Here is a 17,580-nt window from a genome sequence, read left to right on the forward strand (position 1 = left end):
AGACGGCATGAGCCAGGAGAGGTCCGACACGCTGGTGCTTTTCGGAGCGACCGGCGACCTTGCGCACAAGAAAATATTCCCGGCGCTCTACCAGATGGTCGCCAAGGGAACGTTGGCCGAGCCGGTGATCGGCGTTGCCTTCGACCCTTGGGAGCTGCCCAAGCTGGTCGACCGCGCCCGCGACGGCATCGTCACCGCGCTGGGCGGCATCGACGACATGGTCTTTGCCAAGCTCGCCTCGCAGCTGCGCTATGTCAGCGGCGACTACCGCGACGGCGCCACCTTCGAGAAGCTGAGGACGGCGCTGGGTCCGGCGCAACACCCGCTGCACTATATGGCCGTGCCGCCGACGATGTTCGAGACCGTCGTGCAGGGGTTGGAGCAGTCCGGCACCGCGCGCGGCGCGCGGCTGATGATCGAAAAACCCTTCGGCCACGATCTGCAGTCGGCGCGCTGGCTGAACCGGGTGCTGCATCTGGTGTTCGACGAGCAGTCGATCTTCCGCATCGACCACTATCTTGGCAAGGAGGCGATCCAGAACCTGCTCTATTTCCGCTTCGCCAACTCCTTCCTCGAGCCGATCTGGAACCGCAACTTCGTCGAGAGCGTGCAGATCACCATGGCCGAGGATTTCGGCATCGAGGGCCGCGGCAAATTCTATGACGATGTCGGCTGCATCCGCGACGTGATCGAGAACCATTTGCTCAACATCCTGCTTCTGCTCGCCATGGAGCCGCCGGTCGGCCGCTCGGCCGACGACCTGATCGACGAGAAGGTGCAGGTGCTGCGCGCGATCCGCACGCTGACCAGGGACGACGTCGTGCGCGGCCAGTTCGACGGCTATCTGGCCGAGCCGGGCGTCAGGCCCAACTCGCCGGTCGAGACCTTCGCCGCGGTGCGCTTCTTCGTCGACACCTGGCGCTGGCGCGACGTGCCCTTCTTCATCCGCGCCGGCAAGAACATGCCGGTGCACGCCACCGAGGTGATCGTGCGGCTGAAGCGGCCGCCGCTCGACGTCTTCGATCCGATCAAGCCGGACGACGCCAATTACGTGCGCTTCCGCATCGACCCGCAGGTGGCAATCTCGATCGGCGCTCAGCGCAAGAGGGCCGGCGACGACATGATCGGCGAGCAGGTGGAGCTCACCGCGCTCGACGACTCCAAGGGCGACATGCCGCCTTACGAAAGGCTGATCGGCGACGCCATGAACGGCAATGGCCAGCTGTTCACGCGCCAGGACGCCGCAGAGCTTGCCTGGCGCATCGTCGGCCCGGTGCTCGGCGACACCACGCCGCCGGCAATCTACGCGCCCAAGACCTGGGGGCCGGCCGACGCCATGAAAGGCTTCGGCCCGCCCGATGGCTGGATCAATCCGACCAGATAATTTCCGGGGAGGAGGGAATGGCGAAGGCAGCAAAGACCGCCGCGACGGGCAGCGATCCGATCGTGCTCAGCATCGATGTCGGCGGCTCGCATGTGAAGATCCTCACCAGCGCCGGCGGCGAGATGCGCCGCGTTCCGTCCGGCCCGAGCCTGACCCCCGACCAGGTCGTCGCTTCGGTCGGGAAACTGGCGGAGGGCCTGACCTACGACTTGATCTCGATGGGCTTTCCCGGCCCTGTAACGGACAACAAGCCCTCGCTCGATCCCTTCAATCTCGGCAAGGGCTGGAACGGCTATGATTTCACCGCCGCTTTCGGCAAGCCGGTGAAGCTCGTCAACGACGCGCTGATGCAGGCGATCGGCAGCTATGACGGGGGCCGCATGCTGTTCCTCGGCCTCGGCACGGGCCTGGGCGCCGCCATGATCATCAGGAATGTCGGCCAGCCGATGGAGCTTGCCCATCTGCCTTACAAGAAGGGCGCGACTTTCGAGGATTATGTCGGCGAGCGCGGCCTGGTGAAGCACGGGAAGAAGAAGTGGCGCAAATACGTTTTCGACGTCGTGGGCAGGCTTCGGGCCGCCTTGCAGCCGGACTATGTCGTGATCGGCGGCGGCAATGTCGACAAGCTCGATGAATTGCCTGAAAAATCCCGGCGCGGCGACAACACTCGCGCTTTCGAGGGTGGATTTCGTCTATGGCGCGACAAGGCGCTGATCGTCTGATATAGTTACATTTCAGTATAATTGTTCAAAACAGCGTGTATTGATGCGACAAACGTTGCGTCGCGCAGATTTGCCGACTAGGAATTCGCCGGCCTGCGGCCCCTGCGGCTTTCGAATTCGCCAACAACGCTGGCAGCGCTTTGAGATTACACGCCGCGAAAGCCGGATCGGTTTCGCGGCCTTGCGGTAGGAAATGGAGGGACTACGTGGACGAAGACACCAGCACAGCCAAGGAAGTCGACCTGCTCGAGCTCACCGCTCACATCGTATCGGCCTATGTCGCGAAAAACCGCCTGCCCGCTTCGGACCTGGGCGGGCTGATCGCCAGCGTCGCCTCATCGATCGGCGGGATCAGCCAGCCGGCGGAACCCGCGGCGCCCCCGCCGACCCCCGCCGTCAATCCCAGGCGCTCGGTGACGCCTGACTACATCATCTGCCTCGAGGACGGGAAGAAGTTCAAATCCCTGAAGCGCCATATCGGCGTGCATTTCGGCCTGACGCCCGAAGCCTACCGCGCCAAATGGGGCTTGCCGGTCGACTATCCGATGGTCGCTCCCAACTATGCGGCCTCGCGCTCGCAGCTGGCCAAATCGATCGGCCTCGGCCGCAAGGCGGAGCCGGAACCGGTGAAGCCAGCCAAGGGCAGGAAGGCCAAGGCGCCCGTCTGAATCGCTCGCCTGAAATAGCGCGCCTGCACCAATGATTTGAGGAAGCCTGCCGAGGAATCCGCCTTGGCAGGCTTCCTGCTTTTGTGGCTTGGTTGCTACCGCCAGAGCAATTCCAGGAAAAGTGTGACGCGGTTTTCCGTCTGGAATTGCGCAAGAACAAAAAGGGGGAGCGGTTCACCGTTTCGTGGAAACGGTGAACTGTTCCATTGGGGGAACCGACCATGAACTACGCCAGGATGCTGATCGAGAAGGAAGCGCCGGAGGAATACGGCTACGACCGCATCCGCTACAACCTCTCCGAAAGCTCGATCGCCGACCAGAAACTCTCCGACATCGGTCTGACGCTGCCGGACCTCACCTTGTTCTATGGCGAGCATCGCGGCGACAAGGACCTGCGCGCGCTGATCGCCGCGCAGGACAACGGCCTTTCCCACGCCGATGTGCTGGTGACGGCGGGCGCGGCCGGCGCTCTGTTCATCATCGCCACCGCGCTGCTGTCGCCCGCTGACCATCTTGTCGTCGTCCGGCCGAACTACGCCACCAACATCGAGACGCCGAAGGCGATCGGCTGCGCCATCTCCTATGTCGATCTCGATTTCGACCAGGGCTTTGCCATCGACATCGAGCACGTGAAGGCGGAGCTGCGGCCGAACACGAAACTGATCAGCGTCACCTGCCCGCACAACCCGACCGGCACGATGATGACACGCGCCGATCTCGACGCGCTGATCGCGCTTGCCGAACATCACAAGTGCCGCCTGCTGGTCGACGAGACCTATCGCGATCTCTCCTACGGCGAGCGCCTGCCGGCGGCGGCCTCGCTCAGCCCAAGCGCCATCAGCGTATGCTCCCTGTCCAAAGCCTTCGGCATTCCGGGCATCCGCATCGGCTGGCTGCTGACTCGCGATCCGGAGCTGCAGGAAACCTTCCTTGCCGCCAAGGAGCAGATCGGCATCTGCGGCAGCGTCATCGACGAGGCGATCGCCCGCGCCACGCTTGAACGCCGTGACGCCTTCCTCGCCTCGCTGCTGCCGGAGATGGCAAGGCGCCGCGACATCGTGCAGGCCTGGATCGACGGCGAGACGCTGGTCGACTGGGTGCGGCCGCAAGGCGGCGTCGTCGGGTTCCCGCGGCTCAATGTCGATGCGGGCTTCGACCTCAACCGCTTCTACACCCGGCTGCTGGAGGAGCACGGCGCCTATGTCGGTCCCGGCCACTGGTTCGAGATGCCGAAGCGCTTCTTCCGCCTTGGCTTCGGCTGGCCGACGGAAGCGGAGCTGCGCGGCGGGCTGGCCGCCATCTCCGCCGCGTTGCGGAGCTGAATCGCCGTCCGGGCAAAAATTCGATTTTCTTTGATCCAGCGCGGATTTTTGCGCGCATGGCAGGACGAACTGGGCTAAAGGGTTCTGGCCGGACCAGCCCCCATCGTGGAAGTGCCCCGCCGGCCATTGTCGCAACGGGGCCCTCGAATCATGACCGTCGAAGCAACCTCACCAGACCAGCGTTACGCCGCGTTCCGGCACCGCCCGTTCGTCAGCTACTGGACGGCGCGTTTCCTCACCACCTTCGCCACGATGATCGTGTCCGTTGCGGTCGGCTGGCAGGTCTACGACCTGACCCGCGACCCGTTCGATCTCGGCATTGTCGGCATCGTCCAGTTCCTGCCTTCGCTGCTTCTGGTCCTGGTCACCGGGGTGGTCGCCGACCGCTTCGGCCGCCGGCTGATTATGACGCTGGCGACGCTGGTCGAGGCCGGCTGCGCGCTGGCCCTGCTGCTTCTGACGCTGCGTGGCCTTCACGGCCCGCTGCCGATCTTCATCGTGCTGGTGATGTTCGGCATTGCGCGGGCCTTCTACGGACCGGCTTCGTCCTCGCTCTTCGCCAATCTCGTGCCGCAGGAGGATTTCGCCAACGCCATCGCCTGGAACTCGTCGGCCTGGCAGACGGCGACCATCGTCGGCCCGGTCGCCGGCGGCCTGCTCTACGGCGTGTCGGCGGAAGTCGCCTACGCCACCGCCGCCATATTGATGCTCGCCGCCGCGGTGCTCATCTTCACCATCCCGAAGCCCGCTCAGCAGACGGCCACCGACAAGCCGACGATGCAGACGCTGTTTGCCGGCTTCCGATATATCTGGGGCGAGAAGATCGTGCTCGGCGCGATCTCGCTCGACCTCTTCGCCGTGCTTCTGTCGGGCGCCTCGGCGCTGCTGCCGGTCTATGCGCGCGACATCCTGCAGCTTGGCCCCTGGGGCCTCGGCCTGCTGCGCTCGGCGCCCGGCATCGGCGCGATCTGCGTCGCCGTCTGGCTTGCCGGTCACCCGCTCCGCGACCATGCCGGCAAGATCATGCTGGGCTTCGTCGCCTTGTTCGGCGCCTTCACCGTGCTGTTTGGCGTCTCGACCATCACCTGGCTGTCTATCGCAGCCCTCGCCTTGCTCGGCGCCACCGACATGTTCAGCGTCTATATCCGCGAGACGCTGATCCAGCTCTGGACGCCCGACGAGGTGCGCGGCCGCGTCAACGCCGTCAACCAGGTCTTCGTCGGCGCCTCCAACGAGGTCGGCGAATTCCGCGCCGGCACGATGGCGGCCCTGATCGGCACCGTCCCCGCCGTGGTGATCGGCGGCATCGGGGCTGTCGCGGTCGCGGGATTGTGGGCCTGGCTGTTCCCGGCGCTGCGGCAGGTGCGGCATTTGAACAGCCGCGAGTGATCGCGCCCTGTATCTAAGCCGCCAAATCCGACGCTGGAGCCGATCAGGCTGCGCCGTCGGTCAACGAGACGGGTCGCGAGCAGACCTACTCCGAGAAGCTCACGCTGACGCCGCGCTGACGAAAATAGGCCTGCATCAGCTTGCGGCCGGCGCGGTTGTTCTGCACCAGCCTGGCCGGATCGAACACCGCTTGCTTCTTCCCCTCCCGTGCCAGCGCCGCCTTGAGGGCCGCGATATGCGCATCGAGGTCGGCATTGTCCGCTCGGAGTGAGGCATAGATATTTTCGGTCGCCTCGGCCAGGGTCAGTTCGCTCACAATATCTTCCTTTTGATTGATGGGGCGGCGGATAACACAGATTCGGGGCCGCTCCGATACCATCCGTTTTTGTTCCTCGCGTTTCCAGGGGATGGCTTCTATCTTGGACAGGGCCCGATGCTGATGTGGCGAGGCGGGCTCTCACCTGACAGGAGGTTTACGTTGTGAAAATACGCACGACAACGCACAATCATCCAGGACAACCAGGCGTCATTCTGCTGGATCAGCCATTGGCGAACATGATCGTGGCCACCGACATTCGCGATGGCGCGACGACGCTGTTCGGCACCGTTGATCTCCAGGCGAACTATTCCGGCAAGTACGACATCAGAGTTGAATTGTCGCCGGACGAACTCACGCGCGTCTACCGACTGCTCGTCAAAAATCTCCTCGAGAAAATACAGGAGCTTACTGAAGCAATTCCAGGAAAAGTGTGAGCGGTTTTCCGTCAGGAATTGCGTCAAGACAAAAGAGATAGAGCGGTTCGCCGTTTCCGTGAAACGGTGAAACGCTCTAGCGAGCAAAATCCTTGAAGGCGGAGGCGGTTTTTTGAGTCGAGCACAGCCGTTCGAAGCACATTCGGTTGACTTTACCCCGCCGCCGGCCTGCCAAAAATCAGCCCCAAAAACTCACCCAGCCAGCGCTTGAGGTGCATGTCCCAGATCAGCCGGCCGCCGAGATGGTCGCGGCCGGGCTGGGCGCCGGGGAGCTCGAAGCGATGCGCGCCGCGCACCACCCAGCGATGCATCATTATCCGGGTCAGCTCGCCATGGAACTGGATACCCCAGGCGTTCTCGCCGTAACGAAACGCCTGGTTGGGATAGGTTTCCGCTGTCGCCAGCAGCGTCGCTTCCTTCGGCAGCGAAAAGCCCTCGCGGTGGAACTGATAGACCATTTCCGGCCAGTGCAGCAGCTTCCTGCCGGCCTCGGTCGCCTTCAGCGGATACCAGCCGATCTCGACCAGTCCGTCGCCATGGCCCTCGACCTTGCCGCCGAGATGGTTGGCGAGCATCTGCGCGCCGAGGCAGATGCCGAGGAACGGCCGGTTCTCCTTCAGCGGGATTTGCAGCCAGTCGGTCTCGCGGCGGACGAACTCGTCCTCGTCATTGGCGCTCATCGGCCCGCCGAACACCACCGCGCCGGCATGATCGTCCAGCGTGCAGGGCAATTCGTCGCCCAATGGCGGCCGGCGGACGTCGAGATCGAAACCTTCTTCCAGCAGCATATGGCCGACGCGGCCGGGGCTCGACGTTTCCTGATGCAGCACGATCAGGATTTTTGGTCTCGGCCTCGCTCTGGGTGGCATGGAAGGCGATGGGTCCCGTTATTCGTCGCTCGACTTGCCCCGCGCGCCGGGCACCTGCGCCGCCGCCTTGCGGCGCGCCTCGATGCGGTCACGGCGCTCGACGCCGATCAGCTCGGCGACCCGCCAGACGGTGTTGTCCTCCAGCTCGTCAAGCTCGCCGTCGGCATAGACGATTTCCCACATCAGGCCGATGAAGGCCTTGCGCGCCTCGGCGTCGAGATCGCGCTTCAAGACGCTGGTGAAGGCGTAGAGGTCGATCGCCTCATTGTCGGCGCGCTCGCCGGCCGCGGCCAGCGCGTCGAGCTCCTCGCCGCTCACCGAATAGGTCTCGGCCAGGATCTGCTTGAAGCGCTCCCATTCGACGTCCTGGCGCACGCCGTCGGCGTTCATCACGTGGTAGAGCAGCGCTGAGGCCGCGACGCGCGGATCGTCGGCGCTCGGCTTGGCTTCGCCGCCGGCCGGCAGGTCCCTCAGGAAGGCCAATACGCGCTCGAACATTGATGTTTTTCCCTACCCGCCAAAACCCTGCCTCAGAACAAACGAAACCGGCGCGGCGATTTTTCCGCTTCCTCTTCCGGCGCGACACCCGGATCGTCGGGCAGAGGAGGTAATTCCGAACCCCGCCCAGCGGTTTCAGCTTCGCTGACATCTTCCGTAACAGCCGCGTCCTTCTCGCCGCCATTCGCCGGCAAGGGCTTCTCGACAGGCGCGTCCGCAACAATGTCGATCGCCTTTTCAGCGGGTGCTGCAGCGGGCGGCGCAGCTGTGATCGCCGGCACCGCGGCGTCCGTCTCGCTGTCGATCAGCTGGCCGAGCCGCTCCATCGGCGCGCGCCAGGTGAAGGCGTCGAGCTTGCCGGTGACCGGCGACACCGGCGCCCAGCGCTCGGAGATGACGCCGTCCGCCACCCAGGCCGGATCGCGCGGCGCGCGTACGGCTTTGGACAGCAGCTGCCTGACCTTGCCCTGGTCGCCGGTCTCGGCTTCCTCGATATCGGCGAGCAGCAGATAGGCCCCCTCGCGGCGATCCATGCGGATCGCGGCCTCCGCCTCGCGCCGCGCGGTGGCGAAGTCCTGCGCGTCGAGCGCCGCGCGCGCCACGGCCATTGACGACTCGGCGTGGTTCCTCTTCAATTCCTGCAGCTTCCTCGCCCGGTTGAGACGGTCGAGCACGGCATCGCCCGGCCTCGCATGCGTGTAAAGCTCGGCAATGTCGGGATGCGGCTCGGCCTTCCAGGCGGCTTCCAGGATCTTGGCGCCCTTGCGCACGTCGTTTTGCCGGATAACCAGATCGGCGGCGATCACCGCGGCCGGCGCGAAATCGGGCGCCAGCTTGTTGGCTTCGAGCGCCGCGGTGCGGGCCGCGTTCGGGTCGCTGTCGACCAGCGCCTGCGCCTTGGCCGTCAGCAGCACGGCGCGGCGGCGGTTGGCCGCGTCGCGCTCGATCTGCCTTGTCGATTTTTGCCCCTCGACCAGCTTCAGCGCGCCATCCCAGTCGCCGCGTTCGGTCAGTTCCTCCAGCGTCGACTCCGCCGCCCAGGCGAGCTGCGGCGCCACCGCCGCCGCGCGGCCGGCATAGTGGCGCGCGGCATTGCGGTCGCCGAGCCGCTCGGCTTCCAGATAAAGCCCGCGCAGGCCGAGCAGCCGCATCTCGGGATCGTCGAGCATACGCTCGAATTTCTCGCGCGCGCCTTTATGGTCGCCTTCGAGCAGCGAGGCCTGCGCGTCGAGCAAATTGATCAGCGGCTCCTGGTCGGCGTTGATCAGCTTCGCCGCTTCCTTGGTCTTCTTGCGCGCCAGCGCGCCGTCGCCGGCGCCGGCCGCGATCATGCCGGTCGACAGCGCCTGGTAGCCGCGGTCGCGGCGGCGCACGCGGAAATAGCGCGAGATCGTGTAGGGGCTGTTCCACAACGACTTGATCAGCCACCAGACGATCATCACCGCGGCGACGACGGCAACGATCGCCACCGCCGCCACCATCAGCGTGACCTGGTACTGGTAGCCGTTGAAGGTGACGAGCATCTCGCCCGGACGGTCGGCCAGCCAGGCAAAGCCCAGCCCCAGCGCGAAGACGACGGAGAGGAAGGCGAGAAGGCGGATCATCTGTTCGTCCTCACGCCTTCGTCGCGCCGGCAATCAGCGCTTCGAGCTGCTTTTCGACCTCCAGCCGCGCCTTCAGTTTGCCGGCAAAGTCGGCGCCGGCCGCCTTCGCGGCGTCGGGCAGCGTGTCATATTCGCTGAGCGCCTTGGCGTAGTCGCCCTGGTTGACCGCCACTTCCATGCGGGCGACGGTTTCGGGCGCGCCCTTGCCTTCAACGCTGCCGACCGGCCGCACCTTGACCAGCGATTCCGCGCTCGACACCAGGCTCTGGAAGAAACCGGCATCCTGGTCGACAGGCTTTGCCGCCTCGACCATGGCGTTTGCGGCGGTCTCGGCCTCCGACGCGATGGTGGCGCGGGTCGGCACGCCCTTATCGGCATAGGAGCGCAGCGCCGCGAGCTCGGGCGCGTCCGGCGCGATGGCCGCGAAGGTGTCGAGCTCGGTCGCGAAGGGCGCGCCGCGGTCGAGCGCCGCCTTCAGCGCCGAGGCGGCAATGGCCAGCGCGATCTTGGGCTGCGAGGCCTGCGCCTCGACCTTGCCGGAAAGCTGCGACACGGACTGTTCCAGCGCCGCCAGCCGGCCATCCTCGGCCTTGGCCGCGTCGCCGGTCGATTTCACCAGAGCGTCGAGCCCGGCTATCTTCTCGTTGAGCGGACCGAGATCGACGGGCGCCGTATTGCCGTTCTTCTGCAGATCGGCAACGGCGGTCTCGATCTGGCCGACCTTGTCGCCGAGCGCCTTGAGCGCGGCACTGTCACCGCCTTGGCCCGCCGAGGATTTCAACGCCGCCACATCGGACTTGACCTGCTCGATCGCCGTGGACAGACCCTCGACCTTGGCGGAGGCTCCCTTGTCGCCGCTTTCCTTCAGCGCCGCGATCTCGCTTTTCAGCGACGCGATCTCGCCATTGACGCCTTCGAGCGATCCGCCGTTCGATCCCGGCGCGCCAAGCAGGCCGACCGCCTGCAGCAGGCCGGCGCCGGCAAGCGCGATCACGCCGCCGATGACCCCCGCTGCGATGGCGCTGACGCCGGTTCTGCGCGGCGGCTGCGGCGCGCGATCCTCGGCCCGCGTCTCGCTTGATTTCGATGCCGGGGCGCTGGACCCAGGCGCGGATGCGTCCTCGAAATTGTAGTCGAAGCCCTGGGGCTGGCTCCTCGGCTCATCGGAGTCGCTTGGATACGGCGCCTCGGGCTCGCCTTTGGCGGCTTCGGGCCTTTCGGCCGCTGCCTGGGCGGCGTCGCTATGCTCCCACGGCTCGATATCGGCCTGCTCGGCATGGATCGGCTCTTCCGGCGCCTCCGGCTGCGAAGCGGCCGCAGCCTCTTCCGCCTTCGCCTCGTCGGTCTGCGCGGCCTTGGCCTTCGCGGCATCCTCGTCGGTGATTCGCGAGACGGCGCCGGGCTCGAGTTCGATGGTCACCGGCTCGCGCCGGGTCTTCGAATGTCGCATCTTCGGCGTCTTGACCATGCTTGGGCTCCGCAATTGGCTTGGGATGGATCGAAGGGTCCAGAGCTTCAGGATGCTCTAGCACATCACCAAGCGGTGAAAAGGGGCGGTGTGATGACGCGGCCTAGCGCGGTTGCGACAAAAGCGCGAGCAACGCCTCTTCCTCAGGCTGGGACGCGACGCGGACCCTGCTGCCGGCAATGCCTTCCATCGGCTGGCCGACGCGCGTCGAGAGCGCCAGGAACTGCGTTTTTTCAAAGAGATACCGTAGCGTCGGCCGCGCCATCAGGCCGACCAGCGCTAAGCTGGCCTTGGCTGAATAGAGCAGCGCGGCCTCGACCGGCCGGCCCGACAGGCGGGCGACCACATCGGCATCGCCATAGTCGACGCCTGTCGTGTCGTAGGTCTCGATTGCCTGGACATGCACGCCGGCCGCCGTCAGCCGCTGCTCGAACACCGGAAAGCGGACGCGGCCGCACAGATAGACGATTGCCTTGCCGGCAAGGCCGCCGGCGATGGCGTCGGCCAGCGCCTCGGCATCGCCCGGACCTTCCGCGACCGATAAAAATCCCGCCGCGCGGCAGGCCTCGGCCGTCCGTTTGCCGACCGCGTGGCATGGCAGGCCCGCAAGCGACGCGACCAGCGGCTTTGGCGCATGGCGCACCGCATTGGCGCTGGTGACCGCAACCGCGACGGCATCGGCGCCGATGGCCGACTCGACCGGCAATGCCCTCGTCTCGGTAAGCGGCAGCAGGACAGGCTGAAATCCCAGGGCTTCGAGGTGTCGCGCCGTGCGCGACGCGCCGGGCTCCGGCCTCGTCACCAGGACGCGGACCATGTCAGGCCCAGCCGTCGAAGAATTCAGCGCCCGCCCTGGCGCGGACCGTCCGCGCGGCGTCAAGCCCGATCTCCGCCGCGTCCGCGGCCTCGCCTTCCAGCCGCACCTCATGCGATTGCGAACCGTCGGGCGAGATGATCAGCCCGGCGAAGGACAGTTTTTCGCCTGCGACCGTCGCATGGCCGGCGATCGGCGTGCGGCAGGAGCCGTCGAGCGCGGCGAGGAAGGCGCGCTCGCAGGCGAGCGCCTGGCCGGTCGGCACGTGATGGATCGCCGCCAGCATTTTTTCGACCTCGCGGTCGCCGACACGGGTTTCGATGCCGATCGCGCCTTGCCCCGGCGCCGGCGGAAAATCCTCGAGCGACATCAGGTCGGTGACGACATGTTCGAGCCCGAGCCGCTTCAGCCCGGCATAGGCCAGGATCGTGCCCTCGGCGACGCCCTCGTCGAGCTTGCGCAGCCTCGTCTGCACATTGCCGCGGAAGATCACCACCTCGAAATCCGGGCGCATGCGGCGAAGCAGCGCCTGGCGCCTGAGCGACGACGAACCGACCACCGCGCCATGCGGCAGGTCGGCGATCCGCTTCACCCGCTTGCCGATGAAAGCGTCGCGCGCGTCCTCGCGCGACAGGAAGGTGACAAGCTCCAGCCCGTCGGGCAGCACCGTCGGCATGTCCTTCGACGAATGCACGGCGATGTCGATGCGCCCGTCGAGCAGCGCTTCCTCGATTTCCTTGGTGAACAGGCCCTTGCCGCCGGCTTCCGAGAGCGGCCGGTCCTGGATGCGGTCGCCGCTGGTCGAGATCGGCACCACCTCGAACGCCTGCTCCGGCAGCCCGTGCGCCTGCATCAGCCGCGCCCGCGTCTCATGCGCCTGTGCCAGCGCCAGCGGGCTGCCGCGTGTTCCGATTTTCAAAGTTTGCATGGCGCGCGGTCCGTGATAACCCCGTCCTTGGCCGAGGTCTGTCGAGATTCAGGTCAGGCCGAGCCGAAAATGGTGGGTTCCGAGAACCGGAGCGGAGCGTACTTGAAGTACGTGAGCACCGGAAGCGCAGGAACCCGTCATTTGCAGGCCGGCATCACCTGAATATCGATAGACCTCCGGTGATACAATCTTTGAGGCTAGCGACCAATTGATCCGCGTTCTGGGCATTGAGACGAGCTGCGACGAGACGGCGGCCAGCGTTGTGGCGCTGGACGGCGGCGCCGCGCCCGAAATCCTGTCCAACGTGGTGTTGAGCCAGATCGAGGAGCATGCGGCCTTCGGCGGCGTCGTGCCGGAGATCGCCGCGCGTGCCCATGTCGAGGCTCTGGACGGCATCGTCGAGGCGGCACTTGAAGATTCCAAGGTGTCGCTGGACGAGGTCGACGCCATCGCCGCGACGGCGGGGCCTGGCCTGGTGGGTGGGCTGATCGTCGGCCTGATGACGGCCAAGGCGATCGCGGCCGCCGCGAACAAGCCGCTGATCGCCATCAACCACCTCGAGGGCCACGCGCTGACCGCGCGGCTGACCGACGGGCTGGACTTCCCTTACCTTCTGCTGCTCGTCTCCGGCGGCCACACCCAGATCGTCGCGGTGCGCGGCGTCGGCGACTACCAGCGCTGGGCGACCACGATCGACGATGCGCTCGGCGAGGCCTTCGACAAGACGGCCAAGATGCTCGGCCTGCCCTATCCCGGCGGCCCGAATGTCGAGAAGGCGGCGGCGACAGGCGACGCCGGCCGCTTCGCCTTCCCGCGCCCGATGAAAGGCTCGGCGCAGCCGGATTTCTCCTTCTCGGGTCTGAAGACGGCGGTGCGCCAGGCGGCGACCGCGATTGCGCCGTTGAGCGACCAGGACGTCGCCGACATCTGCGCTTCCTTCCAGGCGGCGGTGGCCGACGCGCTGGGCGACCGTGTCGGCCGCGCCCTTGCCCGCTTCCGCCAGGAATTTCCCGATCAGGCAAAACCGGCGCTGGTCGTCGCCGGCGGCGTTGCGGCCAACCGCACGATCAAGGCGACGCTTGAAGCGCTTTGCGCGCAAGCCGGCTTCGCCTTTGTCGCGCCGCCGCAGAAACTGTGCACCGACAATGCGGCGATGATCGCCTGGGCCGGCATCGAACGCCTGCGCGCCGGCATCGCCGACGAAAACAGCGCCGACTTCGTGCCACGTTCGCGCTGGCCGCTCGACAGCGTTTCCGCGCCCCTGGTCGGCTCGGGTCGGCGCGGGGCCAAGGCATGAGCGCGAAGGAAACGAGCGGCAGGAAATCCGGCAGCGGCTGGCGCGTCGCGGTGCTCGGCGGCGGCGCCTGGGGCACGGCGCTGGCCCTTGCCATGCTGCGCGCCGGCCATGATGTGCGTCTCTATGCGCGCGACGCTGATACCGTCGCCGCCATCGCCCGCGGCGAGAACCCGCGCTATTTGCCTGGCATCAAGATCGCGCCCGGCATCGCGGCCACCAGCGACATGGCGGCCGCGCTCGACGGCGCCGACTGCGTGCTCGCCGTGACGCCGGCGCAGTCGCTGCGCGCCGTCCTGGCCCAAGCCGACAACCACGTTCCTGCGGGCATACCGCTTGTGCTCTGCGCCAAGGGCATCGAGCGCGACACCGGCGCGCTGCTCTCGACGATTGTCGAGGAAAGCCTGCCGGGCAATCCGGTCGCAGCACTTTCCGGCCCGAGCTTCGCCAGCGATGTCGCGCGCGGCCTGCCGACGGCGGTCGTGGTCGCGGCCCGCGAGGCGGAACTGGCGGCCGAGCTTGCCGCGCGCTTCTCGGCGGAGAATCTGCGCTGCTATTCCAGCGACGACCTGATCGGCGTCGAGATCGGCGGCGCGCTGAAGAACGTCTTTGCCATCGCCGCGGGCGCCGTCACCGGCGCGGGTCTTGGCGCAAGCGCCCAGGCCGCCATGGTGACGCGCGGCTTCGTCGAATTGCGCCGCATCGGCGCCGCTTTCGGGGCCAGGCCGGAGACGCTGATGGGGCTTTCCGGCCTTGGCGACCTCTTGCTCACCTGCTCCTCGAGGCAATCGCGCAATTTCGCCTATGGCCTGGCGCTCGGCCAGGGCAAGCCGCTTGCCGGCCTGCCGCTTGCCGAAGGCGTGCCGACGGCGGGCATTGCCGCCCGCATCGCCGCCGAGCGCGGCATCGAGGCGCCGATCATTTCGGCCGTCGCCGCCATCCTCGACGGCAGGATCACCATCGGCCAGGCCGTGACCGCGCTGATGACACGCCCGCTCAAGACCGAAACCGACATCTGAACCATCGGAGTTGAAAAATGCTGTTTGCGTTGATTTGCAAGGACAAGCCCGGCAGCCTGCAGCTGCGCATCGACACCAGGCCGACCCATGTCGCGTTTCTCGAAGGCCTGAACGGCGAGGGGAAGCTGGCCTTCGCCGGTCCCTTCCTCAACGCCGAGGGCAAGCCGGACGGCAGCCTCGTCGTGGTCGAGGCGCCGGACCTGGCTGCAGCGCAGGCGCTGTCGGCAGCCGACCCTTACGCCAAGGCGGGCCTGTTCGAGAGCGTCGAGATCCGTCAGTGGAACTGGACCTTCAACAAGCCGGCGGCTAGTTAATTCAGGTCCGTGCGCCAAGGAGGAATACGAGCATGAACTACTGGCTGTTCAAGTCCGAACCCTCGGTCTTTTCCTTCGAGGCGCTGAAGGCCAAGGGCAAGGCCGGCACGCAGTGGGACGGCGTGCGCAACTACGCCGCCCGCAACAACATGAAGGCGATGCAGATCGGCGATCTCGGCTTCTTCTATCATTCCAATGAAGGGCTCGACATTGTCGGCATCGCCGAGGTCTGCGCGCTGGCGCATCCCGATACGACGACCGACGATCCGCGCTGGGAATGCGTCGACATCCGCGCCTACAAGGACGTGCCGAAGCCGGTGACGTTGGAACAGGTCAAGGCCAATCCCAAGCTCGCCGAGATGGCGCTGGTCCGGCTCGGCCGGCTTTCCGTGCAGCCGGTGACGCCGGCCGAATGGAAAGAGGTCTGCCGCATGGCCAAGCTCAACCCGGCGCCGTGACCAGGCTCACGCCGAAAAGCGCCAAAAAGTTCATCCTCGACAACACAGCGCTGATGGCGCCGCCGCATGTGCCGGAAGTGCTGCTGCACCTCGCCGACGAGGCACATGACCTTTGGCTGCGCACCGAGGAGGAGTTGGCCGAGATCGGCCTGCCGCCGCCCTTCTGGGCCTTCGCCTGGGCCGGCGGCCAGGGCCTCGCCCGCTATGTGCTCGACAATCCCGGGGCGGTGCGCGGCAGACGCGTGCTCGACTTCGCCTCCGGCTCGGGCCTCGTCGCCATAGCCGCGATGAAAGCGGGTGCGAGGCAGGCGATCGCCGCCGACATCGATCCGTTCTGCGAGACGGCGATCGCGCTTAACCTCGAAGCCAACGGCGTCGAAGCGCAGTTCCTCGGCACGGATTGCGTCGGCTCCGACGATGGCTGGGACGTCGTGCTTGCCGGTGACGTCTTCTACGACAAGGCTTTCGCCGACAGGCTGCTGCCCTGGTTCGCGTCACTGAAGGCGCGCGGCGCCGAGATCCTCGTCGGCGATCCCGGCCGCGCCTACCTCCCCAGGACCGGGCTGCAATCGCTTGCTGTCTACCAGGTTCCGGTGACGCGCGTGCTGGAGGATGCCGAAGTCAAGCGCACGACCGTCTGGCGCCTCGCTTGACGCGATCGCCGAACAAGCGTTCCATCGCGTCTCGATCTGGAGGGGAAAGCATGGATTTTTCGGTCGTGAACTGGCTGGCGGTGGTTGTCGCCGCCGTCGTCGCATGGTTGTTCGGCGCAGCCTGGTATATGAGCCTGAGCAAGCCTTGGCTGAAGGCGGCCAAGCTCGACCCGGCCACCATGCAACGCTCGGCCGTTCCCTTCATCGTCAGCTTCGTCGCCGAGCTGGTCATGGCGCTTGTCCTGACATTGGTGGTGGGGGCAATCACCGGCGGCGAGCCGAACCCGGTCGCGGGCTTGCTGTTCGGGTTCGTGCTTTGGCTGGGCTTCATCGCCACCACGCTTGCCGTCAACCACCGCTATGAAGGTTTCGGCTGGGCCCTGACCCTGATCGATGCCGGCCATTGGCTGGGCGTGATGCTGATCATCGGCGCCGTCATCGGCTGGTTCGGCGCGCCGGCCGCGCCGGCAGTCTGACGACAGGTACTATGTCGGCGTTTTCGCCGCCTCGTCCAGCAGCCATTCGCGAAAAGCGGTGACCCGCGCGTCGTCTTTCGCAGTCTCGGGGTAGACCAGGAAATAGGCGAATTCCGGCGCGACCTTGATGCCGAGCTCGAAGGGTCGCACCAGGCGCCCTTGCGAAAGATCGTTGGCGACCATGGCGAAGTCGGCCAGTGCCACCGCATTGCCGTCCAGCGCTGCCTGGGTGGCATCGGTTGACGATCCGAACACCAGCGTGCGGCTGTCGTCGAAATCATCGACGCCGGCCGCCTGCATCCACATGCTCCAGTTCGGCCAGGTCACACCCTGCCGCGACCATTCGATATGCGCGAGCGTATGGTTGAAGAGATCGCGCGGCTCGTTCAGCGGCGGACCCGACGCCAGCAGCGCTGGGCTGCACACCGGGATGATGATGTTCTCGAACAGCCGGTGCGCGACGAGCCCCGGATATTTGCCGGTACCGAAGCGGATGCCGATATCGACATCGTCGCGCTCGAAGTCCCTTACGTCGTAGGTGATGTCGAAGCGCAGCTCGATGCCGGGCTTCTGTTGGCGGAAATCGTCGATGCGGCGCATCAGCCATTTCGTCGCGAACTGCGCGTCGAGCGTCACCTTCAACAATGCAGTGCCGCGCGTCATCTTGCGGGCTCGAGACACCGCCCGGTTGAGCAGGTCGAGCGCGTCGATCGACGCATCATGCAGCAGGCTGCCCGCCTCGGTCAGCCGGATGCTACGGCTGGTGCGCGTGAACAGCACCAGGTCGAGCTGATCCTCGATTTCCTTGATCTGGTGGCTGACCGCCGCCGGCGTCAGGCCGAGCTCGTCGGCGGCGCGGGTGAAATTGAGGTGCCTGGCGGCCGCGTCGAACGTCCTCAGCGCGCGCGTTCCGGGCAGCAGCCTGGACATATGATCTCCAAATAAAA

20 protein-coding genes are annotated in these 17,580 nt (G+C 66.2%); 12 read left to right on the forward strand and 8 right to left on the reverse strand.

The window, feature by feature from the left end; all coding sequences use genetic code 11:
* Positions 1-7 precede the first annotated feature (7 nt).
* The 5 genes from zwf to EJ068_RS14000 all read left to right on the forward strand — a co-directional run bounded on the left by zwf (position 8) and on the right by EJ068_RS14000 (position 5,485).
* Positions 8-1,384 (forward strand): glucose-6-phosphate dehydrogenase, encoded by a 1,377-nt coding sequence (zwf, locus tag EJ068_RS13980; protein ID WP_126080508.1) that lies wholly within the window; start codon positions 8-10, stop codon positions 1,382-1,384.
* A gap of 17 nt (positions 1,385-1,401) precedes the next feature.
* Complete coding sequence (locus EJ068_RS13985; protein ID WP_127251638.1) at positions 1,402-2,106, forward strand: ROK family protein; 705 nt, start codon at positions 1,402-1,404, stop codon at positions 2,104-2,106.
* 206 nt (positions 2,107-2,312) lie between these two features.
* A complete protein-coding gene (locus EJ068_RS13990; RefSeq protein WP_129554597.1) occupies positions 2,313-2,774 on the forward strand; it encodes a MucR family transcriptional regulator in 462 nt (153 codons plus the stop codon).
* Between the two features lie 221 nt (positions 2,775-2,995).
* Positions 2,996-4,096: an aminotransferase class I/II-fold pyridoxal phosphate-dependent enzyme gene (locus EJ068_RS13995; protein ID WP_127386455.1), complete on the forward strand. Its 1,101-nt coding sequence runs from the start codon at positions 2,996-2,998 to the stop codon at positions 4,094-4,096.
* Positions 4,097-4,243: 147 nt separating this feature from the next.
* Complete coding sequence (locus tag EJ068_RS14000; RefSeq protein WP_189342075.1) at positions 4,244-5,485, forward strand: MFS transporter; 1,242 nt, start codon at positions 4,244-4,246, stop codon at positions 5,483-5,485.
* Between the two features lie 85 nt (positions 5,486-5,570).
* Here EJ068_RS14000 and EJ068_RS14005 read toward each other — a convergent pair whose 3' ends face one another.
* On the reverse strand, positions 5,571-5,804 hold the full coding sequence (locus EJ068_RS14005; RefSeq protein ID WP_127253603.1) for a hypothetical protein: 234 nt from the start codon (positions 5,802-5,804) through the stop codon (positions 5,571-5,573).
* A 161-nt stretch (positions 5,805-5,965) separates the two neighbouring features.
* On the opposite strand from EJ068_RS14005, the gene EJ068_RS14010 reads away from it, so the two are divergent.
* Positions 5,966-6,238 carry a hypothetical protein gene (locus tag EJ068_RS14010; RefSeq protein ID WP_128315084.1) on the forward strand — a complete coding sequence of 91 codons (273 nt, stop codon included), beginning with the start codon at positions 5,966-5,968 and terminating at the stop codon, positions 6,236-6,238.
* Positions 6,239-6,390: 152 nt separating this feature from the next.
* On the opposite strand, the gene EJ068_RS14015 is transcribed toward EJ068_RS14010, so the two are convergent.
* The 6 genes from EJ068_RS14015 to hemC all read right to left on the reverse strand — a co-directional run bounded on the left by EJ068_RS14015 (position 6,391) and on the right by hemC (position 12,419).
* Complete coding sequence (locus EJ068_RS14015; protein ID WP_127253600.1) at positions 6,391-7,107, reverse strand: glutamine amidotransferase; 717 nt, start codon at positions 7,105-7,107, stop codon at positions 6,391-6,393.
* 18 nt (positions 7,108-7,125) lie between these two features.
* Positions 7,126-7,605, reverse strand: coding sequence for a TerB family tellurite resistance protein (locus EJ068_RS14020; RefSeq protein WP_127253601.1), 480 nt, complete (start codon positions 7,603-7,605; stop codon positions 7,126-7,128).
* Between the two features lie 32 nt (positions 7,606-7,637).
* Positions 7,638-9,209 carry a heme biosynthesis protein HemY gene (locus EJ068_RS14025; protein WP_127253602.1) on the reverse strand — a complete coding sequence of 524 codons (1,572 nt, stop codon included), beginning with the start codon at positions 9,207-9,209 and terminating at the stop codon, positions 7,638-7,640.
* Positions 9,210-9,219: 10 nt separating this feature from the next.
* Positions 9,220-10,677 (reverse strand): COG4223 family protein, encoded by a 1,458-nt coding sequence (locus EJ068_RS14030; protein ID WP_128314965.1) that lies wholly within the window; start codon positions 10,675-10,677, stop codon positions 9,220-9,222.
* 103 nt (positions 10,678-10,780) lie between these two features.
* Complete coding sequence (locus EJ068_RS14035) at positions 10,781-11,494, reverse strand: uroporphyrinogen-III synthase (protein WP_127250182.1); 714 nt, start codon at positions 11,492-11,494, stop codon at positions 10,781-10,783.
* 1 nt (position 11,495) lies between these two features.
* A complete protein-coding gene (gene hemC, locus EJ068_RS14040) occupies positions 11,496-12,419 on the reverse strand; it encodes a hydroxymethylbilane synthase (RefSeq protein ID WP_127250183.1) in 924 nt (307 codons plus the stop codon).
* Between the two features lie 211 nt (positions 12,420-12,630).
* Between hemC and tsaD the strand changes: the two genes are divergently transcribed.
* From tsaD to EJ068_RS14070, 6 genes are read left to right on the forward strand one after another with little or no spacing between them, the layout of a single operon-like run.
* The gene (gene tsaD, locus EJ068_RS14045) at positions 12,631-13,716 is read left to right on the forward strand and encodes a tRNA (adenosine(37)-N6)-threonylcarbamoyltransferase complex transferase subunit TsaD (RefSeq protein ID WP_189342040.1); all 1,086 of its coding nucleotides are present in this window, start codon (positions 12,631-12,633) and stop codon (positions 13,714-13,716) included.
* Positions 13,713-14,732 (forward strand): NAD(P)H-dependent glycerol-3-phosphate dehydrogenase, encoded by a 1,020-nt coding sequence (locus EJ068_RS14050; RefSeq protein WP_127250185.1) that lies wholly within the window; start codon positions 13,713-13,715, stop codon positions 14,730-14,732. The genes tsaD and EJ068_RS14050 overlap by 4 nt, the downstream gene beginning before the upstream one ends.
* 17 nt (positions 14,733-14,749) lie before the next feature.
* On the forward strand, positions 14,750-15,046 hold the full coding sequence (locus tag EJ068_RS14055; RefSeq protein ID WP_127250186.1) for a YciI-like protein: 297 nt from the start codon (positions 14,750-14,752) through the stop codon (positions 15,044-15,046).
* A gap of 32 nt (positions 15,047-15,078) precedes the next feature.
* Positions 15,079-15,504: an EVE domain-containing protein gene (locus tag EJ068_RS14060; RefSeq protein ID WP_127250187.1), complete on the forward strand. Its 426-nt coding sequence runs from the start codon at positions 15,079-15,081 to the stop codon at positions 15,502-15,504.
* The gene (locus tag EJ068_RS14065; RefSeq protein ID WP_189342039.1) at positions 15,459-16,157 is read left to right on the forward strand and encodes a methyltransferase; all 699 of its coding nucleotides are present in this window, start codon (positions 15,459-15,461) and stop codon (positions 16,155-16,157) included. The genes EJ068_RS14060 and EJ068_RS14065 overlap by 46 nt, the downstream gene beginning before the upstream one ends.
* A gap of 50 nt (positions 16,158-16,207) precedes the next feature.
* Positions 16,208-16,633 carry a DUF1761 domain-containing protein gene (locus tag EJ068_RS14070; protein WP_127250189.1) on the forward strand — a complete coding sequence of 142 codons (426 nt, stop codon included), beginning with the start codon at positions 16,208-16,210 and terminating at the stop codon, positions 16,631-16,633.
* 9 nt (positions 16,634-16,642) lie between these two features.
* On the opposite strand, the gene gcvA is transcribed toward EJ068_RS14070, so the two are convergent.
* Positions 16,643-17,563, reverse strand: a complete 921-nt coding sequence (gene gcvA / locus EJ068_RS14075; RefSeq protein ID WP_127250190.1) for a transcriptional regulator GcvA — start codon at positions 17,561-17,563, stop codon at positions 16,643-16,645.
* Positions 17,564-17,580 lie beyond the last annotated feature (17 nt).

Source organism: Mesorhizobium sp. M2A.F.Ca.ET.043.02.1.1 (assembly GCF_003952405.1).
In the GTDB taxonomy this organism is placed as follows: Bacteria; Pseudomonadota; Alphaproteobacteria; order Rhizobiales; family Rhizobiaceae; genus Mesorhizobium.

Coding starts and splice junctions, on each gene's coding strand:
- hemC (WP_127250183.1), bottom strand. CDS start 12,419: ATGCAAACTTTGAAAATCGGAACACGCGGCAGCCCGCTGGCGCTGGCA.
- EJ068_RS14070 (WP_127250189.1), top strand. CDS start 16,208: ATGGATTTTTCGGTCGTGAACTGGCTGGCGGTGGTTGTCGCCGCCGTC.
- EJ068_RS14025 (WP_127253602.1), bottom strand. CDS start 9,209: ATGATCCGCCTTCTCGCCTTCCTCTCCGTCGTCTTCGCGCTGGGGCTG.
- EJ068_RS14055 (WP_127250186.1), top strand. CDS start 14,750: ATGCTGTTTGCGTTGATTTGCAAGGACAAGCCCGGCAGCCTGCAGCTG.
- EJ068_RS14050 (WP_127250185.1), top strand. CDS start 13,713: ATGAGCGCGAAGGAAACGAGCGGCAGGAAATCCGGCAGCGGCTGGCGC.
- EJ068_RS14020 (WP_127253601.1), bottom strand. CDS start 7,605: ATGTTCGAGCGCGTATTGGCCTTCCTGAGGGACCTGCCGGCCGGCGGC.
- EJ068_RS14015 (WP_127253600.1), bottom strand. CDS start 7,107: ATGCCACCCAGAGCGAGGCCGAGACCAAAAATCCTGATCGTGCTGCAT.
- zwf (WP_126080508.1), top strand. CDS start 8: ATGAGCCAGGAGAGGTCCGACACGCTGGTGCTTTTCGGAGCGACCGGC.
- gcvA (WP_127250190.1), bottom strand. CDS start 17,563: ATGTCCAGGCTGCTGCCCGGAACGCGCGCGCTGAGGACGTTCGACGCG.
- EJ068_RS14030 (WP_128314965.1), bottom strand. CDS start 10,677: ATGGTCAAGACGCCGAAGATGCGACATTCGAAGACCCGGCGCGAGCCG.
- EJ068_RS13985 (WP_127251638.1), top strand. CDS start 1,402: ATGGCGAAGGCAGCAAAGACCGCCGCGACGGGCAGCGATCCGATCGTG.
- EJ068_RS13995 (WP_127386455.1), top strand. CDS start 2,996: ATGAACTACGCCAGGATGCTGATCGAGAAGGAAGCGCCGGAGGAATAC.
- EJ068_RS14060 (WP_127250187.1), top strand. CDS start 15,079: ATGAACTACTGGCTGTTCAAGTCCGAACCCTCGGTCTTTTCCTTCGAG.
- EJ068_RS14065 (WP_189342039.1), top strand. CDS start 15,459: ATGGAAAGAGGTCTGCCGCATGGCCAAGCTCAACCCGGCGCCGTGACC.
- EJ068_RS14035 (WP_127250182.1), bottom strand. CDS start 11,494: ATGGTCCGCGTCCTGGTGACGAGGCCGGAGCCCGGCGCGTCGCGCACG.